Here is a 21986-nt window from a genome sequence, read left to right on the forward strand (position 1 = left end):
AATAGAAAGTTTATAATACCTTAAATTTTAATTTGAGAATGCTTTGTGTACTGAGTAACATAATTATTTAAGAATCTTATTTGTTTCTAGATACCAAAGATATAAATCTAATTCTGCTAAATTTAATTTTGTTTGATTTGCTAACTTTTTTAAAACATTTTCAATTTCAATATAAGTTTTTTTATTTATGGTTTTTTGTTTTTTTATAAGTTTATTTTCTTCTAATAAATCCAAAATATGAAAGTCTATAATTGCATAATCTTTATAACCTATATTTCTTAAGAAATGGCTTGCTTCCTTGTATCCTAGGCCTTTAATGTTATTTACTAACCATTCTCTTAAAGTGGTTTTATTGGCTATCTGAAGAATATCTTTTAGGTTTTCTTTGTGTTTTTTTGCTTCTGAAATATATTTTGCTCTCGTATTTGGAAATCTATGTCCAAGAGATTTTAGTTTTTTTGCAAGTTGTTTTTCAGTTAATTTATGAAAATCTTTATTTAAGATATTTTGAATTTTGATTGAACGCTCTGCATTAAAGTTTGCAGTTAATAAACAATAACATAACTCACTAAAATAATCTTTATTGTTTTCAAATTCTTTTATTCTTTTGTCTACTTCAGACTTTACAAAACTTTTCTTTAATGTTTCTATTGAATTAAGTAAGGATTTCAATATTATTCAGGATTATAAAAATTAAAATGTTTCTTTACGACCTCAATTAAACTTTCGTGAAATCCTGCAATATCTCCAGCCATTGAAAGCATATTCGGTTTGGTAATATAATAAATATATATTTTTCTGAGAGCTTTTAAAAATGGCGATTTTTGGAAATTATCTTTATAATCCATAATCATTTTGCTAGTAATTACTAATTCTATGTTTCCTTTGTTTAATGTGTGAGGATTATCTTGGAGCATTACATCCATCATATCTTTAATTACAATTTCAACTGAAATTTCAGATTTTACAAATTCTGTAAATTTTCTTGCATATTCTAATTGAATAACATATTGTTTTCCTGTACTTTTTACTTTTTCTTCAAAGGCCTTTTCAACTAATTCATATTGATGGGGTTTAGCCCAAGCTTTTAATGCGTGATAAAGTTTTGGAAAATCAAATATTACTCTTTCTCTTCTAATTATTCTTTGATTTTTATCAGTTGTTAAATTCCATGTTTCTGGCATAGTATTCAAAAAAGAGGAGTTTAATATATAGTTTTCGGATTATTTGCTAAAATAACCAGTAAAGTTTATATATAATGGTAAATTAGTTATTTTTAATATTCCAAGAGGTGTTGAATTAATGAAATCTGCAAAAAATAGTTCGAAATTAGTTCTTTTTATATTTATATTAATCATAATGAGTTTTTCTATGTTTGCTTTGTCTCCACCACTTGATGAGGATATTAATTGCGTTTCGGAAGGTCAAGAAAGAAAACAAACAGACGGAAGCAATTTATGTTGTAACGGATTGAATGAATGTTTAGCAAAATCTTCTTACACCTCAGCAGGTTATATCCCATCAAAAATTTATTGTAGGGTAGAATGTGAAAATGGGGAAATATTAAGGGGGGCTATTACTCCTAAAGAGGGGAGAGAAACTAAAAAGTCTACACAATGGTGTAAAGATACGGATTTTGGTTTAAATTATAATAAAAAAGGCATTATATTAATAAAAGAAAAAACAGAAAATTTTCTTAATTCAAGAGTTCTTGATTCAAAAACAGAGGTTAATGTTTATCAAGATGTCTGTAAAGATGGAAATATCTTATTAGAAGCAAGTTGTAAAAATGTTGAAGGTATTGAATATGATTGCAGTTCTGAAAATAAAATCTGTAAAAATGGGAGATGTATAAACCCAATTCCTGGAAGCTCAGCTTATTTATACAATATTGCGCCATTTACTGAAATAACTGTTAGTTCAAAATATGGAGAAGTCGACAAGGAATTTGATAATTTTTATGGTGATGTGGAGAAAATAATTGATAGCAAAAATGATGAAGCGCATTCATTTTATTTTGGTGATAAGAAATCAAATGATGTGAATTCTGCGCAAGGAAGTAGTGTGGAATTTAAATTTGAAAGAAGATATGAAGTTAAAAAAATAGTCTTAAAAAAGACTAAAGCCGAGCCTTCAACGCAAGCAAAAGTAAGGGTAAGTGGATTATTAAACGATAATGAAGTTAAAAGTGAAACTTATGATTTTAATTCTGAAGTGTTAACAATACCAATTAATAACAATTTAGATGAGATAAAATTAATCTTTGAGGGATTAAAGAATGTTGGAGAGGCAGAAATTTATATTAAAATAGGGGATGTATCTTTGATTGAGGATATTTTAAATAAAATTGGAATTGGTCAAAGAGATTTTGATAATATTCAAAGGAAAGATATAACTCAGCTCCCTGATTTAAGTGCCTTGCCTCAAGGGCCAAAAACACCACCGAGGGAACTTCAAATTCCACCAAAAGGAGTTGGAATCCCTGTTGGTCCTTCACTGGGTATAGGAGATTGTATAGATATGTGTCAAGACCCTAGCACTGGAGAATTTTTAGAAATTATATGTGGACAATCTTGCCCAGAAGGAACAACAAAAGATCAAAATTTGTGGATTATACCTTCTGTTTTATGTGAAACAAATACAGGGAAGTATAATAGTAATTGTGTTTGTCCTGAAGGAAAAACTAAACAAATATATAGATGTCCTGTTGGAGAAACTTGTGCAACTGTAATAACTTATGAATGCGTTACAACTTCAGTTAGTTGTGATGTTGCTCCAAGAAATGCTAATTGTGTATGTAATGGGGGCTTAGAAAAACAACAAATTTCTTGTTTACCTGGAAGAGCGTGTATTCCGGAAAAGAAATATGCCTGTTTACCTAAGGGATCTACACTTATTTCTGAAGAAGAAGCTAAACAAATAATAGCGGCTAATAATGAGTGTGAATATAGTTTAAGTGATCCAACTGTTTCAGTTACATACAGAGATCTATATTGGACTGCTAGAAAGGAAGGATGTGGTGGTGTATGTAGAGTAAATGCAGTTACAAAAGTATTTGATTTTGGTGAAGGAGTAAATGATTTTAATCCTATGTGTACTGGTTTGATACCTAGTCAAAGTTTTGGTGGCACAGGTGGTGGGGGCGGAGGAAGTAGTAATTCTATAGTCAGTCTAATATTTACTAGACCAAGAATCTTACTTGAAAGTGCCGAAATAATAAGACCTATTGGAAGTTCACAAATGGATAATTTCCTTGCTGAAAATAATTTAAGGCAACAAATGTTGGATAAAACTATGCAACAAATAGTTGAAAATAGACAACAACTATCTCAAATAAATTTACCTGAAGAAACGGATATAATAAGAACTCAAACAGATATATTGGTGAATGATTATAGCTCTCAATTTGTAGGTATTATGGATTTAAATAATAAAATTGAACAATTCCAGAAAGATAGGATAAATCAGGCCATTATTTCTCCAAGAGGAGATTTACAATTAAATAATCTAAGAAAGCGAGCAGAAGATCTTCAATTAAAATCTATTGAAACTACAAGAGAATTAGATATTCCTCTTCGAAAAGTTGAGCCGTTTAAGATAAATTCTGAAGTAATTTCACAATTCAAAAAGGATTTGATTAAAGGAACATTTGATATAAATAAAGCGAATATAAAAATAGTTCCTGGAGAAATATTAACTACAACTACTTTACCTTCAAGAACTGCTCCAATAGTGCCTACAACCTCAACAACCTTGAGAGAAGGTGCACAAAGACTTACAGTTGGAAAAGAAATTTTGTTGTATGATAATAGACATAAAGTTAAATTAACCAAAATTAATAAAGATGCTACTGCAGATTTGGAGGTTATTAGAATAGCTGATAATTCAGTAAGGAATAATCTTCCGAGCGTGAAGAAAGTAGGAGATAAAGCAAATGCACAGGATGTCATTAATAGTAGGATTATTAATTTGGCTTGTGTTGAGATAACGGGCATAAGTGCTAATACTGTGGATGTAATTGCAACATCTGGTGCTTGTGCGACTAATAGTGATATTGCAACAACCTTAATTACTAATCCAATGATATTTTCAAGAAGCATATCAGTTAAACCAGAATTGTCTCAAATAGACAACAAGGCAATAATAGATAATAAACTTATTACTAGCGAAAATATAGATTTAATAAAAAAGGCTAAAATATCTGCTAATTTTGAATTAATGAATGCCAAGAAGGGGCAAGCATTTGTTTGGGATAGCCAGTCAGTAGAAAAAGAGATTAGCTTAGATTGGGATACACCTCAAGCACTTGGAACTATAGTTTTAACACAAACTGATGGAAGTGATAAGACCTTGTCCACGGTTAATAAAGTAAAAATAGTATTAGATTCTACATCTATAGATATAAATTTAAATTCAAATTTTAAAGCAGTTAATACAATTAATTTAGAGGATTATGTGCCGAAAGATAAGTTAAAAACTAAGCATATTGGAATAATAATGACTGAACCAAGCATAGGAAAAGGACAATCTGGGGGCTTAGGCAGTATTATTATGTATAGTGAAGACTATAATAGCTGGCCCTGTTGTAGCGGATTTAATTGGGGATTTCAAAAGAGAAAGTGTAAGGTATGTTAAGTGATTACTCGTAAAGTTTAAATATAAGCCAGATTTAAGGCATTATATAATTATAAAAAATAACCACAGGGGTGAAATTTAATGTTTAAACAAAAAAGTAAAAAAGGTGTTTCTCCTTTAATTGCAACTGTCTTGTTAATTGGTTTTGCTGTTGCTATTGCTGGAGCATTATTTGCGTGGATACAAACAGGAATAATTGATAAAGCTAAAGCACAAACAGCAGGTTTTGATACTCAATTGAATTGTGCAGGTGTGAGTGAAGATCAGATTTCTTTTTCAAATATAGCCTGTGCTAAAGGAACTAACGAACTAACACTTAACTCTGTAGCAATTCAAAATACGAAAAGTGAACCTATAACCTCATATATGATAGGTATTGAATGTACAGGTAAAGTTAGTGGTACACCCAAGAGTTCTGAAGCCTTAAGTGGCATAAAAACTGAGATTATTAAGGGATATAATAACCAAGCCATAAGCTTGCCAACTCCACTAAAATGTGCTTTAACTGCAACATCTGATCAAGCAGTAACTGTATTTGCAAGAGTAGGCATAAAAGGTATGGGCGAAAATGTATGTGATACTCCAGTTATAAAAGCTCAAACAGTTATGTGTACTTAAATTTTCTTTCTTTTTTTCTTTTATTTTTTTATTATTGTTTTAAGAACTAGTTCTTGATACACCAAATTGTTTTAACAATTTTAGTGTTTTAATTCTATAAATCTTTCTAAAGTGTTACATTTTTTGTTACACTTTGAGATTAAAAAGGGTAATTTACTCGTTATACTAGTTTGTATTATACATAATACACAATAGCCCAAAAATGTTTGGTAGAGAAGACAAATTTAGATATGAATTATGATAAAATTATAATTTTTTGGAAGGGATATTATTATAGGCTTATAAAGATTATAACCTGACTGATAAGACTCTCAATATTAAGTTCTGAGGAATTAATGTTATAATCACCCTTTTGTTTGCTTATTAATATACTAAAGTATAATAATATATAAACAAAAATTTACAGTAAATAAGGGTTTGAAATAAAGGGCAAAAAGACCGAAATCTTTATATACTAGTTTGTATTATACATAATACAAAATAATCCAAAAATGTTCAGTGGAGAAGACAAATTTAGATATGAATTATAACCAAGTTATAACCTTCTGGAAGGAATTTGAAGTTCCTGCAAGTTTGTATAGAAATATAGAGATAGACTTAGAAATAGATTTTATAAAAACTATAACTGGGCCTAGAAGAGCAGGAAAAACATTCTTATGTTTTCAATTAATTAAAAAACTTATACAAGAGGGTCATTTGAAGGAAAATATATTATACATTAATTTTGAGGATAATGCTTTGCTAGGTGCAAATTCAGAAGATTTAGATGGGTTAATGAACTCTTTTTTTGAACTTTATCAGCCAAATAAAAAACAAAAGATTTACTTTTTTTTCGATGAAATTCAAGTAGTTAAAAATTGGGATTCATGGATAAGAAAAATTTATGATACTAGAAGAGATATACAATTAATTTTAACTGGTTCGAGTTCTAAATTATTAAGTAAAGAAATTTCTACTCAACTCAGAGGAAGGGTAATAAATAAAGAAATTTTTCCATTGAGCTTTAAGGAGATTATTCTATGGAAAGGAATAGATTATAACTTAAAAATAGTTTCATATAGCAAAAGTAAAGTTGAAATTAAAAAAATATTTTCTTTATTTGTTAAAGAAGGTGGATATCCTGCAATCATTTTTCAAGATAAACAAAAAGAAAATATTTTGCAAAGTTATTATGAATCTATGATTTTTAAAGATGTTATAGAAAGATATAGAATAAAAGATGTAAAAAAATTAAAAACTTTAGCGAATCTTCTTTTTGAATCAGTTTCTAAAGAAATGTCCTATAATAAACTTGCAAACAAACTAAAATCCATGGGATTTAAAATAAGTAAGAATACAATTATAGAATATCTATCTTATTTTGAAGAAGCTTATTTATTCTTCCAAAATATGAAATATGAATATTCTTTAGCAACACAATTAGGTTCAATTAAAAAGGTTTATTGTATTGATAATGGGTTATTAAATGCTGTAAGCTTTAAAGTCTCTGATGATTTTGGAAAACTCCTTGAGAATTTAGTGTTTATTGAATTAAAAAGAAGAAATGAACAAGTTTATTATTATAAAAAAGATTATGAATGCGATTTTTTGACAATTAAAAAAAATAAAGTTATTTTAGCTATTCAAGTAACACGCAAATTAGATGAAGAAAATGAAACAAGAGAAATTAAGGGTTTATTAGGAGCGATAAATGAATATAAACTTAAAGAAGGTTTAATTTTAACTGAAAATCAAGAAGAAGAAAGAATAATAAATGGAAAAAAGATAAAAATACTTCCTATCTGGAAATGGCTCTTAGAATAATTTAAAAGTTAACTCCTACTTTAATCCTAAACCTTCATCTATATCTTTTGCTGTTGATTCAAGATCTAAGAAAATTCTATCTAAATCTTTCCTAATCTCTTTTAAAACTTCGGTTAAAGAATTTTCACGTAAGAAATACTTTGAGCTATGTTTTATTATTAATCCAGAATCAATCAATTTATTCAAATGATGTATAATTGTTGTTCTACTTAGTTTTAATCTTTGAGCTAATTCTTCAGAAGACAGTCCATTTCCAATTTTAATTTCTTTTACTAGTTCACTAAATATCTTAAATACTATCTTTTGCTTATCTCTTTTAGATTCTAATCCAAGAGTTTGAGTAAACCATGCTATCTCTTCATTAGGTCCAAGTTCTCTAGGTTTACGTACTTTTTCTAATGATATCTTCATATTTATAGGTTAAACTTTACTAATTTAAATACTTTTTGTTTATCTTAATTAGACAATTTAAGCTTTAATTAGAAGCAACCAAAAGCTTTATAAACCACTCCAGGAATAGTATATTTAGAAAAAAGTGTTTGAAAAAATACTTTACATTTTCCGTGTGTTGTGTTTTACTGGAAATCTAAGATTTCCAGTTCCAAAAACTCACTTATGAGTTTTGGTTATTATTAGATAGAGGTAGAAATATGCAAAAAAAAGACGAAATAAAAGATTTTAACAAAGAAATTCAAGAATTAAAGAAAGACTTTGAAGAATTAAAACAAGAAAGTGAATGTAAAGAAGTTAAAATTCAAGAATATGAAACTCATTTAAAAAGACTTCAAGCAGATTTTGAAAACTATCAAAAAAGAGTAGATAGAGAAAAACAAGATATTTCAAATTATTCAAATGAAAAAATTATATTAAAAGTTCTAGAAGCAATAGACAACTTTGAACTTACATTAAAACATATTGATAATGCAAGCAAAGAAGATATTGTTAAAGGAATTCAAATGACTGTAAAACAACTTTCAAATGCTTTAGAATCTGAAGGACTAAAAGAATTAGAAGCTAAAGAAAAATTTGATCCTTTTGAAAATGAAGCAATAGAAAGATTGGGAGAAGGAGATAATATCTCTGAAGTAATACAGAAGGGGTATTCACTAAAAGGAAAGATAATCAGACCAATAAAGGTCAAGATAGGGGGAAAAAATGAATAAAATTATAGGTATAGATTTAGGAACAACATTCTCAGCAGTTGCAATAATGGAAGGTGGAAAATCAAAAATAATTCCAAATACAGAAGGAAATAATATTACACCGTCAGTAGTTACTATTAGAAATGATGAAATTGTGGTTGGAGATGTAGCAAAAAGACAAGCCGTCTCTAATCCAAATCACACAGTTAGAAGTATAAAAAGATTAATGGGTACTAAAGAAAAAATAGAAATAGATGGTAAAAGTTATTCACCAGAAGAAATTAGTGCTATGATTCTACAAAAATTAAAAAGAGATGCTGAAGCATATTTAGGTGAAGAAATAAAAGAAGCTGTAATTACAGTTCCAGCTTATTTTGATGATGCACAAAGAACAGCAACTAAGAATGCTGGAGAAATTGCTGGTTTAAAAGTTTTAAGAATTATAAACGAACCAACAGCTGCAGCATTATCATATGGTTTAGATAAATCAAATAATCATACTATTTTAGTATTTGACTTTGGTGGTGGAACATTTGATGTTTCTATATTAGAACTAGGAGAGGGAGTATTTGAAGTTAAATCAACTTCAGGAAACAACCATCTTGGTGGTGATGATATAGATGATTTAATAATTGATTATTGTGCTAAAGAGTTTAAGAAAGAGCATGGAATTGATTTAAGAGAAGATAAAACAGCATTACAAAGATTAAGAGATTCAGCTGAAAAAGCAAAGAAAGAACTTTCAACTCTGCAAGAGACTACAATAAGTCTTCCGTTTATAACAGCAACTAATTCAGGACCAAAACATCTTGAAATTAAATTAACAAGAAGTAAATTAGAAGAATTAATTTCAAGCATACTTGAAAAACTTAAAGTTCCAACTTTAAATGCTTTAAAAGATGCTAAATTAAAACCTGAAGATATTAATAAAGTAATTTTAGTTGGTGGTTCAACAAGAATACCTGCTGTTCAAAAATTAGTTAAAGATATTATGCATAAAGAGCCAGATAAATCTGTTCATCCAGATGAAGTTGTTGCTTTAGGTGCAGCAATTCAAGCAGGAGTATTAAGAGGAGATGTTAAAGATATAGTGTTGTTAGATGTTACACCTTTAACTCTTGGAATAGAAACTCTAGGTGGAATTAGAACTCCAATTATAGATAGAAATACAACTATTCCAACTAAGAAGTCCCAAGTATTCTCAACAGCAGCAGATAATCAACCAGGAGTAGAAATAAATATACTTCAAGGTGAAAGAGAAATGGCTGCAAATAACAAAAGTCTTGGAAGATTCTTATTAGAAGGTATACCTCCAGCACCAAGAGGAGTACCACAAATCGAAGTTACTTTTGATATAGATGCAAATGGTATAGTAAATGTCTCAGCAAAAGATTTAGCAACTGGTAAAGAAAATAAAATTACAGTAAAAGGAAGTTCAAATCTTACAAAAGATGAAATTGAAAAAATGAGAAAAGAAGCTGAAGCTAATGCAGAAGATGATAAAAAGAAAAAAGAAGAAATAGAAACTAAAAATCATGCAGAAGCTGTAATCTACCAAACAGAAAAGATGCTTAAAGAATATGGTGACAAAGTAGAAAAAGAAACTAAAGAAAAGGTAGAAAAAGGCATTGAAGAATTGAAAGAAGCTTTAAAGTCTGAAGAAACTGCAAAAATAAAAGAAAAGCTTGACAAATTAAATGAAACTGCTCAAGAAATTGGTGCTAAAATGTATGAAAAACTAAAGAAAGAGCAACTAACTCAAGAACAAGGAAATGCAGAAACAAGCAATGATGACAATGTAGTTGATGCAGACTATGAGATGAAAGATAAAGACAAAAAAGACTAAAAATAATAAGAATTAAAAAGAGGTGTTAACTTTTTAATTTTATATGAATAAAAAAGACTATTACGAAGTACTTGGATTAAGTAAAGGTGCTTCAAAGGAAGATATAAAGAAGGCTTACAAAAAGCTAGCTAAACAGTATCATCCTGATATAAGCAAAGATAAGGGCACAGAAGAGAAATTTAAAGAAATATCTGAAGCTTATGCTGTTCTTTCTGATGATAATAAAAGAAAACAGTATGATCAATTTGGACATGCTGGATTTGATCAAAGATATTCTCAAGAAGATATATTTAGAAATGCCCACTTTGAAGATATATTTAGTGAAATATTTGGAAGAAATTCTGGAGATCAAGAAGATTTCTTTGGTGGAAGTATATTTGATATGTTTTTTGGGGGTAGTCAAAGAAAACAAAGAGGTGCGGATTTAAGATATGATTTGGAAATCACATTAGAAGAAGCTGCAAGAGGTGTAAAGAAAACTTTGCATTATGAAAGATTAGAAAAATGTAAAGAATGTAAAGGTACTGGTGCTGAAGAGGGAAAAACTGAAACATGTAAACATTGCAATGGTACTGGACAATATAAACAAGTTCAAAGAACTCCTTTTGGATTGTTTGCACATACATCAAGATGTGGAGAGTGTAATGGTTCTGGAAAAATTATAATTAAAAAATGTAAAAAATGTCATGGACATGGAAAAATTAATTCTCAAAAAGAAATTCAAGTAAGTATTCCTGCAGGTGTAGATAATGGAATGCAATTAAGATTAAATGGTGAAGGTGAAACTGGAAGTCATGGGACTGGAGATTTATATGTTTTTATTCATGTTTTAGAATCTGAAATATATGAAAGAAGAGGCATGGATTTGTATACTAATACTAAAGTTTCTTTTGCTGATGCAACACTAGGAACAATAATTGAAGTTCCTACATTAGAAGGAAATGCGGAATTAAAAGTTCCAGCAGGAACACAACCAGGAACATTATTTAGATTAAAATCAAAGGGTATGCGTAGGGTAAATAGTTCTGTAAGAGGAGATTTGTATATTAAAGTTAATGTTGAAGTTCCTCAGTCTTTAAGCAAAAGACAAAAAGAATTAATTGAGGAATTAAAAGAAAATGAATCAAAGAAAAAGTCTATATTTGAAAAGATTTCTGAAGCGGTTATGTTTTTATTTTAAAAACTAAATATTCCAGACATTAGTCCAGTAATTAGATATTTAACTATAAAGAAAACTGCAAGGGATATTCCTATAAGAATAGGAATCATCTTTATTCCTTCTTTTTCTTTTCCTTTTTTAATTAAACCTATTATTAAAGAACCTAAGATTGCTGTGGTAGTTAGTGAAATTAAAGAATAAGTTACAACAAAATCAGTTGTTATTGCAATTGTAGAGATTTTTATAGGTATAGCCAAAGTATCAGGAACATCAACTTGAGACATTGTTTTTCCTAGAACCCTTACCATAAAAGAAGATAATGCAAATAACATTGGTGCACCAAATCCTATTGCAATTGAAATAAAAATGACATAAAGATTTACACTTGCACGTATTTTCTTTTCTATTAATTCTTGGCTTTTTAAGTCTTCAGCTGTATGTTCTAATAGTGATGCAAGCTCTCCACCAGATCTTATTCCTGAGCCAATTAGTCTCATTGTTTTTTCAAGCTTTTCTGAGCGGATTCTTTTTGCTAGGTCTAGTAGAGCTAAATCAAGTTCTTTACCAAGCGTAATTTCTTTACCAACTCTTTCTATCTCATCTTTAAATGGCCCAAATTCAGGACGTGCACTTAGTATTAAAGCTCTGTCAATAGTCATTCCGGCTCTTAAGTTAGAAGCCATTAATTGCAAAGCATCAGGTAAAATAGATTCTACAAATTTAGCCTTAGCATCAACAGATAATAAGAACCAAAAATAAATAATTATATTTAAGAGTATAAAAGTTACAAATCCAGATAATAAAGGATTTTTATTAAATAATAATTTTGAATAGATTCCTATTAAAAATCCAAATAAAATGCTAAATGTTAAGATAAAACCTATAAACTTTCTTGCGTCTAAACCTAGAGATGAATAGTTAATTAACTTTTCTAACTTCCTGCTTTTTGGATATAATAAAGCTATTTTTTTGTACATTTTAATTTCCTATTAAATTTGGTCTCCTAGTTCTAATCATACCTAAAAAGATTATTTGAAAAAATAAAACTAAGGCATATAAACCAAAAAATAATAAATTTAGACCGGTTTTACCTAGTGGAAGGAAAGAGGTCATTACAACTAATAAAGTTGTTGCTAATGAAGGGATAATTATTACTACAAGCATATAAAACATTGCTAGGGGGTTTAATTTTGAACCATAGTTTTCTATTTGTATGCTTTGCTCTTTTGAAAGTGAATCTATAACATTTTCCAAAGTATTTTTAATATCACTTCCAGCTTTCATACCATTAACCAATTGCCAAATTGCCCTTCTAAAAAATAAAGAGGGATTATTTTTTGCAATTTCTTCTAGAGCATCAATTTCTGGATAACCTGCATTTATTTTTTTGACTGCTCTTTTAAATTCGTCTGAAACAGCACCATAGTTTTCATTTGAAATTGAAACTAAGATATTGAACAAAGGGATTCCTGAATTTAATTGTATTAAAGTTGCTCTTAATGAAGGCAATAAATTTTGTTCTATTTTTTTTATTCTTGAATTTAAATAAAATTTTGGATATAAAATTTGTTGAATAAATACAAAAAGTGAAATAATCAAAGATATAAATGGAGCTATTAAAAGTGTGTTTTTAAGTTCGAAACTATTAAGTATTAAAAAAAGAAATAAACTGAAAAAGATAAAGAAGAATAAACTAGAAGTTAAACAAAGAGCAATATAATCTCTTGGCTCTATATTATACTCAACTTGCTCTAAAGTTAGTTTAAGGAAAGGAAAAAATAGTTTTAGTTTCTCTGAAACTCCCTTAAGGATATTAGAGAATTTGAATAATTGTTTTAAGGGTATAAATGTAAACGGAATCCTGATATTTTGCATAGAATTAGGATGGGGTCCAGTTTTAAATATATTAGTTATTACTATTAAGTAACGAAACATTTATAAATATATATAGATTTTTAGAAAACATGAATCTAGAAGATAAACTTAAAAAGATTATAAAAAGCAATGAAGAGCATTTTGAAGAGATAGATACCTTAAGGTATGCAGCTACAGAAGAAATTATGTGTGGTGTTAATGCCTATCTTACAGAAATATTTAATTCTATAGATAATAAATCTAAACTAGAAGAAAAAGCAGGTTCAGATTATGAAACTTATTTAGACTTAGCTAAAAATGTTAATGAAGGTAAAGTTGTATTGCCTGAAGCTTTAAAATCCCAAGTGCAAGATTATATTAAATTAATAGAAACTGAATCACTAAATGAAGTTTTAGTTCCTATAATCTATGTTAAAAGTTCTAATAAGAAAGAAAGTATAATTTACATACCTTATAATGAAAAGTTAAATGAAATTGTAATTAAAATTGTGGATAAAACTGAAACACAATTAAAGAAAAATAAAACTAAATACCACACAACTAAAAGTGCAGAGTATATTAAAATAGAAGTTCAAGGCAACAATATTCAAGAAATTTTGGATACTGCTGTTAGCTCGGGAAGATATGGTTCTAAAAAACTTTTAAAGCAGTATAACTTAAATTTAAGTTCTATGGAGTTAGAAAGTATATTAAGAAATGGATTTAATCAACCTCAACCTGAAAAAGAAGTAAATTCTGAAATTGATTTAAATAAAAATAATAAATCTATTGAAGTTCATGAATTTGCTAGAGTTTATAATGTTGCAGATTTACAAGCAGATAAAAAACAGAGAAAAGAAAAAGGAATAAAATTTAATGGTGCTGCAATTCATATACCTTCTAAGCTTTATGAAGACTATCTTAAATATGGAGTAATAAATAGAAAAAGTGTCGAAGATAATAGTATTTCAGGTAGTGTGTTTAAAGAGTTAGTTCAATCAAGTTATAGTGTGGATAAATTAGCAAATAAGCTCAATCTTACTAGGTCTTCTATTTATAGCGCAATGTTGCACAAAGATTTAGAAGGATTTGAAGTAAGTCATGAAAAATATTTTGCAAAAAATGATGTTATAAATTATTTATTAAAGAAAACTAATACTCCCAAATCAGGAAATAGATATAAAGCTAATTTATCTTTTGCCAAAGAATTATTAAATGTTACATTTAGTGAATTAATTAAATATTTAGATGTGCTTGGAATTCAACCAGAAGATAGTGGTAAAGAAAAGTTGTTAAGTGGAGATAAACTATTCATCTTAAGAGAAAAGCTTTACTCTATCAAAGCTAAAAGATAATTATTTATTTTTTAATTTCTTTTAAAAGTGTTTCTTTATCTTGATAATAACGAGATATAATCTCTCCAACACTATCGATATCACGAATGTTCTTCTTAGCCATATATTCTAAAATTTTCTTTTTTTCATTTATTTCTTTAGTTATTTCATTAATAGTCATACCTGTATGGGTGCTTAGATTTTCAAACAATTTTAAACTTTCATTATGTTGGACTATTGTGTCGTCCACTGCTTTCCATCTATAAAGAATGTTTGGTTTTATAATTGAAGAGCCTTCTTCTTCTCCTAAGATAAATTCAGAAACTTGTAAAGTTCTTCTTAAACCTCTTTTTCTATCCCTAAACATAACAATATTAATGTTTACAGCTTCAAGCATATTAGAAGGAATTTCTATTGGCGGATTAACCAATCTCTGAATAGTCTGATTTGTTGAGTCTGCGTGAACAGTAGCATATACACTATGTCCTGTGTGCATTGCTTCGAAAAGAACTTCTGCCTCTGCTCTTTTTCTAATTTCTCCAAGTATAATTCTATCGGGTCTCATTCTAAGTGAATTTACAAGTAAATCTAACATTGAAACTTCACCTTTTCCTTCTGGATTTGGTTGACGTGTAACTAAAGGACACCAATATAAAAATTTAGGTAATGCAAGTTCTCTTGTATCTTCCATTGAAACTATTCTATGATTTGGTGGAATAAAAGGCATGCAAGTATTTAAGAAACTGGTTTTTCCAGATGCAGTACCACCACTAAATAAAATATTATTTTCATATTCTATTGCTTCCCAAATTAAAGCATAAACATCTGAAGAACAAGTTTTATTCTTGATAAAATCTATCATTGTCCAAGGATCACGTGCAAACTTTCTAAGTGTAATCGTATTACCTTTTGTTGAAATAGGATATAAAACTGCATTTGCTCTGTCCCCTGTAACTAAATGAGCATCTAATAAGGGAGTTAAACTTGTGATTTGTCTTCCAACTCTTCTTGCAATAATGCTTGAGAAGTTTGCAATTTGTGCTTCTGTTTTAATTAGAACGTTTGTGGATAACCAACCATACTTTCTGTGATAAACTCTTATTGGCTCTTGTGCAGAATTTACAACAATTTCTTCTAGTTGGATATCATTCAGTAAGAATTCAATTAAATCTAAACCAAGCATTTCTTGCATTAATCTTCCAATGAAATATTTTTTTGCTGTGCCAGTTATTGAAGGCATGTGCAAAGAGATTAATTCTTCTGCTTTTAGTCTAAATCTTTTTTTAAGTTCTTCAATAGTTTTTGGATCAAGAATCTCTGATGCAGTTACTTGAACTTGAGTTACCAATTCAGATTTTATTTTGTCTAAAAGTGCTGCAGTCGCTATGCCAATTTCTTGAGTTTTTATAACATAATCTGTTGCTTTCTTGCCTTGGCCACAAATATGCACTTCTGTAGAAATCTCATCTGCAGTTAATTGATATTTTTCTATTATATCTTTTGCCATTTTAAGCCTTTGCTCTTAATTCTGTTTCTCCCATTGCAGGATAATGTAATATCGCTAAGTTTGATTCTTCTAGTATTAAAGCCCATTCTTCAGCTTTTTCTTTGGTAATTCCAAATATTTCAACTATTTCTGATAATTTGATTAGTTTATATTCTTTTAATAAGGAGTATAATATATCAATATCTGTTTGATATTGGGACTTTTGTTTTACTAGATTTTTTATTTGAGTTATTGGAAGTCTTCGTTTTATAGGCATTTGAATTTCTGGTTTTTTTAGGATAATTTTTTCTTTTCTTGATTCTAAATTTTCTTTTAGATTTTTTACTTCTTTCTTTGGAACTCTAAATAAAGATCTCTTTTTCATTAAATGCTTTTTTAAAGAGAGTAAAAAGTTTATAATTGTAATAAATAAGGAAACTATAATAATATAGAGATTATTTGAATAAAATGAGGCTAAGATTAGGATTATTACAACTATATAAACCAAAATAAAAGGCGCCAATATAATCTTTCTTAGATTTTTAGATTCTAGGGGTTTAGTCTTAAGTTTAATTTTTGGTTGAATTACTTTAGAAGATTTTCTTTTAAAACTAAATAATCTTTTGAAAAAATTAACTTTTGGTTTTTCTATTTTGAGTTTTACTTTTGGAGTTTTATGAATATGTGCAATTGAAAATTTATGGGATTCTAAATTTTTGTGATCAAAATGTATTTTTGGTCTTCTGAAAGAAATTATTGAGATTATAATAATAATTACACCTGTAAAAAGTGCTTTTAGACTTCCAAAATTTAATGAAAGTATTACTAATATTGCTCCAAGAATATAAAATAAGATAAATTGAAATTTTGCGAGATTTTTTAAATTTTCTTTATGGTCTTCAAATAAAGAAAGCATAGTAAACAAAATTGCGATTGAAATTAAGATTAATTTATCAAGAATAAATCCGATAAATAGCAAGATAATACCTACCCAATAGATAATTTCAAATAGTATAACCTCTTTTCTTTTAATATCCATAAATATAAATTCTGTTTCTTAGTTTTTAAAGCTGTGTTATAATCAAAAAGTAGTATTTTAATAAAAATCCATTAAATTTAGGCGATTTGCACTCCGCTTTCTTTAGTAATATCAATTGTGCTTTCTTTTTCTGCTGTAGCTAAATTAATTTTAAAGAAATCAGATGGAAAAGTAACATAAGGTAGTTGGTCTAATTGATTTAAATAAACAGAAGTGTCAATTTTTATATAGGCTTGTGAATTTGAAACTGATAGTTTTCCACCATCTTTAAGTGTAATATATATTTTTTTGTTGTTAAAATTAAATTCATTATCTTGATATGGATCTACATATCCTGAGAAATTACAATTTTGTTCTAGACCTTTTGCATCTACTATTAGTTGTATAGCAAGACTTTGATTTCCAGTAGGAGTAGTATATTCACAAGAAGTTATGGCTGCACCTGTTTGTATTGATAAAAGATACTTATTAAAATTAATTGTTTCTGGAATTACTTCTAAAGTATTTCCACCCCAAGGATTATGTTGATAAACAATATTATACGGTTTAATTACTAAAGATCTCTTTTCTAAGAAATTGCCTAGATTTACGTCTACTTCAGGATATTGAGTTTCAACATAACTTGCAAAATCCTGCAAGTCTACTTGTAGTTTCTTTTCTTGTTTTGTTGGAAGGTCTTCTGAAAACATTATATACTCATTTGTAAGATTTACCTCCAAATTAGAACTTGTTAAAAATATTTTTCTAAAACCTGCTTGAACTGCAGAGTCTATTAATCTAACCCTTTCAAGCATAATTAATTCTGTGGTAGTTTCATCAAAAGCAGATTTTAAGTCTTTATGAAGCATAGAATAACTTAATAGCGTTAAACCTAACAAAAAGATACCTATTGTAATTACAAACCCTTTCTTAGTTATTTTAACCATATCCAATATCTTGCGTTTGCAAAGTATTTTATATTATTTAATTCTGAAATCACAAAAATGTACTTTCCTGAAGCCACAAATTTATCTTGAGGTATTTCAGAGCCTATATCAAACTCTCCTTGTGGAAAATTTCCAGAGATTTTTAAGTGCATATCATAATTTTCAGGAAGCATTTCATACATTGAATTTTCTATCTGATTTTCAGAGAGTAAATTTAAATTGTCTATATGCTCAAGAATGGAAACTATATCATTCCCTATACGTACTACTTGTAATTCTGATTGAGTATCTTCGTTTATTATATTTTTATAGGAAATTGCTAGAATTATTATTAAAATTATTGTAGCAACCATAGCATCATATACAAAGATATAACCTTTTTTATTTAATCCCATAGTGCAAACTCCATTATGTGCGGAACTTTATTGAATAATACAACTCTTTGAGTTGAAATTACATTTTCAGCAGTAGTAAAATTTCCTGCTTGATATAAAATAGTTCCTTCAGTAGTTTTTAATTTGAAATAAAATTCATATTTTTCAATATTTAATTTTTCTTTGATTTGAGAATATTCTAAAGTAATAAAAGTGTCTAATTTTTCTTTTTTAAGAGTTTTATCCATATAAGCTAAACCAAGAGTCTCTGGCTCTGAAAGGTTGTATTCCCAAGCACTTGGTCTTCCAGTAGTAGAAATAAGTAAGTTTGAAACTGAAAAGGCTTTATTTTCCATCAAAGAATATTCTTTTTCCTTTTGAAAAGTAATACTATGACTATACCAGAAAGTAAATATTAAAACTAATAAAAACACAAATATGGCTGAGGCTACCATTGCATCCATTGAAAATAGTTGGGCTTTCTTGTTCATTTTCTTAGTAATTGATTAAATCTATTGTTCCATTAACATTCCATAATTGATAATCATAACTGAATTCTGTTGAAGTAATATTAGCTGTATTTGAGCAAAAATAAAAATTTTCTGAATCAAAAATAAGTTCATTGATATTTATAATGTGTGTAGTGATTATTCTTGTAAAATCTTTATTTTCCATATCAGCATTAAAGTCTGGAAAGTGTGAAATAATTCCGTCACCATATCTCCAATAAGTTATTGCTGGTTTTAAATCTTCAAATCTTGCAACAACAATCTCTTCAGTATTAAAATAAGGATATTCATTAAATATGATCTCATCTCCTGTTTCAAATTCATAGACTGGATCATTTTTTGCTGTGATAATTGCTTTTTCATTACCTAAATTTCTACCTCTAAATGCGAATTCTTTTCCAAATGCAGTTCCTGCAGAGTTTATAGCATGTTCTGAAACAATTAAGGCAGTTCCATTTTTTACTATATTTTCGAATTTTGATAGGTAAGCTGAATTTAGATGGGGATCTTCTAAATAGATAGTTGTGAATGAATAGGATTTTGAGATAAGTTCATCTAATTTTGAATCAGGATAATAACCACATTTTCCATCTCCTCTTATAAATTCTTCATGATAAAATCCAGTTAGAGCGGGATTTAAAAAAGCTTCATCAATGTGGCAACTATAATAGGCAACTTTTACAGTATTAGGGTTATGGATTGGAGCAGAAACCATTAAAGTGTTGTTAATCATTCTTGAAACTCTTGGGATTGTAGAATTAATTTTTATTCCTGGACCAATTATCATTGCTTGATCTATAATATTTGAAATTTGAGTGCAAGACATTTCATTTTCAAAAGATTCTCTTTCTGAAATAAGTTCTGTACGTTTTATATAATTAATGGCTAATAAACTGATAAATATAACCATCATAATTGCAGCCAAAAACATTATTTCTGCACTTAATTGTCCTTTTTTCATTTTAAGTTTTAAATACAAATTCAGTACTCCACTTACTTTGGGTTGAGTTTATTGCAAGAACATGCCATGTAAACCAAGCATTGTTTGTAATTGAACTCATTTGAGTATAACTGGTTGATGAAGTTGTTGTATTAATAATTATATTTGTGAATGAGCCATAATCTTGTGAAACTTGTAATAAGTAATTGTTTGCTCCTGAAACTGCAGACCATTGGAATGTTGGTGTTCTTGAAATTCCTGTTGAGGCATTTGCAGGTAAAATTAAAGTTGGAGAGTTTAGTATTAATTCTTCTGGCTCTTCTTCTGGGGGTGTTACTTCGTATAAAGAACTGTTTACTATAAAATTGATTTGTACAGAGCCCTGCATTGTATTTTCATAGAGATCTTTACATTTTGAATAATAAGTATAAGAACCATCTGAAAGATTTAATGAAGCTGAATGATCTGTTGCAGTTCCTGTTAATTGTGAGGGCATTAAATCATAAGTTGTATCTATAGTGGAATATTTACATGTTGCAAATTCATTTGTGATTACACTTAAAATTACTGGATTTAGGGTTTGTTCTGAAGGCAGGGTTAAAAGGATAACCGGTGCAGAAGTATCATTTTCAGAACCTATTTGAACTATACCTGATTCTAAGACTTCTAAGTTTATTAGTTTTAAACCTGAAATTGTTGAAATTGAACCAGTAATATTTCCTTTTGTGAATTCTGCAATATCATAAAGATTATTTCCTTTTGAATATTTTAAGATAATTTCTTTGTCTAAAATTTGAATAGATTCAACATTTCCTGGAAGTTCTAAACTAATTGATTTTTTTGAGCCAGGACCAAGAGAGTATAATCTATCTGCATTTGTTGCAATTGTTTTTATGAAATTTTCTGATTTTGAATAAGTGACATTTTCTGTTAAAGTAGTTGTAGCATAATAAATAATAGGAATTATAATAAGAAAAGCAACTCCCACTAACATTAAATATTCTACACTTACTTGGGCTTTTTTATTAAAATAAAACATCTAGCACCTCTTTAAGAATATAAAGTAATAAACCTATTAAATAGTTTTCCATATAAGACTACGCTCTTATCAATTCCGACCATCTGCGATAAGTCATAAAAAATGGAAATAAAGGTAAAGCTAATCCTTACATTCAATTTTATAAATAATTAATAATAGAAAATATGGGGATGTATAGCGAGGGGTGGATTTGAATTCGGCAGCAATATCCCCTATTGCTTCCACCGACCTCTGGGTCTCTCAGATAAGCTTATGAGCCCAGCGAACACTCCTAGCTGTTCTACCTCGCTATAATTAATAAATAAGTGGTACTTTTATAAAGGTTGCGCTGACTAAGTGAATTTAATCCTTTTTTAGAAATTCTTAAATAATACTGCTGATTATTTTTAAATATGTCTAGACAAAAAAGAGGAGATTCAAGTAGAGAGATTTTTCTTGTGCTGGGTTTGTTTTTATTTATTATAGGATTTTTCTTTTTACTTGAAAATAACTCCTTTTTTTTAAATTCAATAACGGGTTATACTATATTAGAAGTAAACTCTAGTTATATGGGTGGAAAAGATACTTATATTAATAATGGTACTGGCGGAGGTGGAGAATTATTTTATGAAAGAAATTTTGGGGGAGCAAATACATTTCAAGTAGGTAATGATTGCCCTGTGGGAAATTGTGCTATAGACTATGGTTTAATATGGTGGAATCTTACGGATATTCCGAGTAATGCAAGTATAGATGATGTTATGGTCAGTATATTCTGTGAAAGTAAAGTTGGACCTACGGCAACAGTTAATTTTACAATTCATCCTTTGTTACATTATTGGGAAGAAGGTACTGGATCAGATGTTATAAATTCAGATAGTGTGAATGGTTCAACTTGGCAAGAAGCATATTTTGGAAATAATCTTGATGATGGTGGGGCCGAAGATTGGCAAGCAAATGGTACTGGAATAGATGGTGTAGAAGCTGAGAGTCTTGCTACTTCAGAACATCAAAGTAATGGTGTCGCAGTATGGTATAATTTTAATGAAACTAAATTAAAATCTTATATTCAGGGGTGGGTTAATGGTTCTTATGAAAATTATGGAATTCTAATTGAAAGAACTAATAGTATTATTGAATTAGAGATAGAGGGAGTTTGTCAGTTTACGTCTAATGAAGGAACTAATGCTTCAAATCATCCAAAAATATTAATAGATTATACAGAAATAGCTCCGGCAGATATTATCTTTCCAGGGTGGACTGAAACTGCACAAAATACAACAAGTACTCCCTCATACGGAGA

At 28.6% G+C, this 21986-nt stretch carries 20 protein-coding genes and 1 tRNA gene; 8 read left to right on the forward strand and 13 right to left on the reverse strand.

The genetic code is table 11. The features are described 5' to 3' along the window. Positions 1 to 63: 63 nt before the first annotated feature. Together J4403_00965 and J4403_00970 are read right to left on the reverse strand one after the other, a co-directional pair. Entirely contained in the window at positions 64 to 672 is a 609-nt protein-coding gene (locus tag J4403_00965) for an N-glycosylase/DNA lyase (protein ID MBS3166763.1), read from the reverse strand. 2 nt (positions 673 to 674) lie between these two features. Next, positions 675 to 1184: a hypothetical protein gene (locus J4403_00970; GenBank protein MBS3166764.1), complete on the reverse strand. Its 510-nt coding sequence runs from the start codon at positions 1182 to 1184 to the stop codon at positions 675 to 677. Between the two features lie 118 nt (positions 1185 to 1302). Here J4403_00970 and J4403_00975 point away from each other — a divergent pair, with 118 nt between their 5' ends. From J4403_00975 to J4403_00985, 3 genes are all read left to right on the forward strand, one after another. After that, positions 1303 to 4635 carry a hypothetical protein gene (locus tag J4403_00975; GenBank protein MBS3166765.1) on the forward strand — a complete coding sequence of 1111 codons (3333 nt, stop codon included), beginning with the start codon at positions 1303 to 1305 and terminating at the stop codon, positions 4633 to 4635. Positions 4636 to 4716: 81 nt separating this feature from the next. Beyond that, entirely contained in the window at positions 4717 to 5253 is a 537-nt protein-coding gene (locus J4403_00980) for a hypothetical protein (protein ID MBS3166766.1), read from the forward strand. 519 nt (positions 5254 to 5772) lie between these two features. Beyond that, a complete protein-coding gene (locus J4403_00985) occupies positions 5773 to 7056 on the forward strand; it encodes an ATP-binding protein (protein MBS3166767.1) in 1284 nt (427 codons plus the stop codon). 15 nt (positions 7057 to 7071) lie between these two features. On the opposite strand, the gene J4403_00990 is transcribed toward J4403_00985, so the two are convergent. Further along, positions 7072 to 7467 (reverse strand): helix-turn-helix transcriptional regulator, encoded by a 396-nt coding sequence (locus J4403_00990; protein MBS3166768.1) that lies wholly within the window; start codon positions 7465 to 7467, stop codon positions 7072 to 7074. A 239-nt stretch (positions 7468 to 7706) separates the two neighbouring features. Here J4403_00990 and J4403_00995 point away from each other — a divergent pair, with 239 nt between their 5' ends. Genes J4403_00995 through dnaJ form a run of 3 tightly spaced genes read left to right on the forward strand, consistent with a single transcriptional unit; the run spans position 7707 to position 11224 of the window. After that, positions 7707 to 8219: a nucleotide exchange factor GrpE gene (locus J4403_00995; GenBank protein ID MBS3166769.1), complete on the forward strand. Its 513-nt coding sequence runs from the start codon at positions 7707 to 7709 to the stop codon at positions 8217 to 8219. Next, positions 8212 to 10044, forward strand: a complete 1833-nt coding sequence (dnaK, locus tag J4403_01000) for a molecular chaperone DnaK (GenBank protein MBS3166770.1) — start codon at positions 8212 to 8214, stop codon at positions 10042 to 10044. The genes J4403_00995 and dnaK overlap by 8 nt, the downstream gene beginning before the upstream one ends. A 43-nt stretch (positions 10045 to 10087) precedes the next feature. Next, positions 10088 to 11224 carry a molecular chaperone DnaJ gene (gene dnaJ / locus J4403_01005; GenBank protein ID MBS3166771.1) on the forward strand — a complete coding sequence of 379 codons (1137 nt, stop codon included), beginning with the start codon at positions 10088 to 10090 and terminating at the stop codon, positions 11222 to 11224. On the opposite strand, the gene J4403_01010 is transcribed toward dnaJ, so the two are convergent. Beyond that, positions 11221 to 12180 (reverse strand): type II secretion system F family protein, encoded by a 960-nt coding sequence (locus J4403_01010; protein MBS3166772.1) that lies wholly within the window; start codon positions 12178 to 12180, stop codon positions 11221 to 11223. The genes dnaJ and J4403_01010 overlap by 4 nt on opposite strands. Position 12181: 1 nt before the next feature. Continuing rightward, complete coding sequence (locus J4403_01015) at positions 12182 to 13078, reverse strand: type II secretion system F family protein (protein MBS3166773.1); 897 nt, start codon at positions 13076 to 13078, stop codon at positions 12182 to 12184. An 89-nt stretch (positions 13079 to 13167) separates the two neighbouring features. On the opposite strand from J4403_01015, the gene J4403_01020 reads away from it, so the two are divergent. Beyond that, positions 13168 to 14412, forward strand: coding sequence for a hypothetical protein (locus tag J4403_01020; protein ID MBS3166774.1), 1245 nt, complete (start codon positions 13168 to 13170; stop codon positions 14410 to 14412). A 4-nt stretch (positions 14413 to 14416) separates the two neighbouring features. On the opposite strand, the gene J4403_01025 is transcribed toward J4403_01020, so the two are convergent. The 8 genes from J4403_01025 to J4403_01060 form a co-directional block, all read right to left on the reverse strand. After that, positions 14417 to 15898, reverse strand: a complete 1482-nt coding sequence (locus J4403_01025) for a CpaF family protein (protein ID MBS3166775.1) — start codon at positions 15896 to 15898, stop codon at positions 14417 to 14419. A gap of 1 nt (position 15899) precedes the next feature. Continuing rightward, the gene (locus tag J4403_01030) at positions 15900 to 16916 is read right to left on the reverse strand and encodes a hypothetical protein (GenBank protein MBS3166776.1); all 1017 of its coding nucleotides are present in this window, start codon (positions 16914 to 16916) and stop codon (positions 15900 to 15902) included. Positions 16917 to 16993: 77 nt separating this feature from the next. Beyond that, positions 16994 to 17842: a hypothetical protein gene (locus J4403_01035; GenBank protein ID MBS3166777.1), complete on the reverse strand. Its 849-nt coding sequence runs from the start codon at positions 17840 to 17842 to the stop codon at positions 16994 to 16996. Next, the gene (locus tag J4403_01040) at positions 17830 to 18237 is read right to left on the reverse strand and encodes a hypothetical protein (GenBank protein MBS3166778.1); all 408 of its coding nucleotides are present in this window, start codon (positions 18235 to 18237) and stop codon (positions 17830 to 17832) included. The genes J4403_01035 and J4403_01040 overlap by 13 nt, the downstream gene beginning before the upstream one ends. Next, the gene (locus J4403_01045; protein ID MBS3166779.1) at positions 18228 to 18707 is read right to left on the reverse strand and encodes a hypothetical protein; all 480 of its coding nucleotides are present in this window, start codon (positions 18705 to 18707) and stop codon (positions 18228 to 18230) included. The genes J4403_01040 and J4403_01045 overlap by 10 nt, the downstream gene beginning before the upstream one ends. Positions 18708 to 18711: 4 nt before the next feature. Continuing rightward, positions 18712 to 19686: a hypothetical protein gene (locus J4403_01050; GenBank protein MBS3166780.1), complete on the reverse strand. Its 975-nt coding sequence runs from the start codon at positions 19684 to 19686 to the stop codon at positions 18712 to 18714. A 1-nt stretch (position 19687) separates the two neighbouring features. After that, entirely contained in the window at positions 19688 to 20704 is a 1017-nt protein-coding gene (locus J4403_01055; protein ID MBS3166781.1) for a hypothetical protein, read from the reverse strand. A gap of 175 nt (positions 20705 to 20879) precedes the next feature. Then, positions 20880 to 20994 (reverse strand) — tRNA-Met (locus J4403_01060). Positions 20995 to 21096: 102 nt separating this feature from the next. On the opposite strand from J4403_01060, the gene J4403_01065 reads away from it, so the two are divergent. After that, positions 21097 to 21986 (forward strand): DNRLRE domain-containing protein (locus J4403_01065; protein ID MBS3166782.1); only part of this gene is annotated, 890 nt, incomplete at its 3' end.

Source organism: Candidatus Woesearchaeota archaeon, from assembly GCA_018302225.1.
Lineage (GTDB): Archaea > Nanobdellota > Nanobdellia > SCGC-AAA011-G17 > JAGVZY01 > JAGVZY01.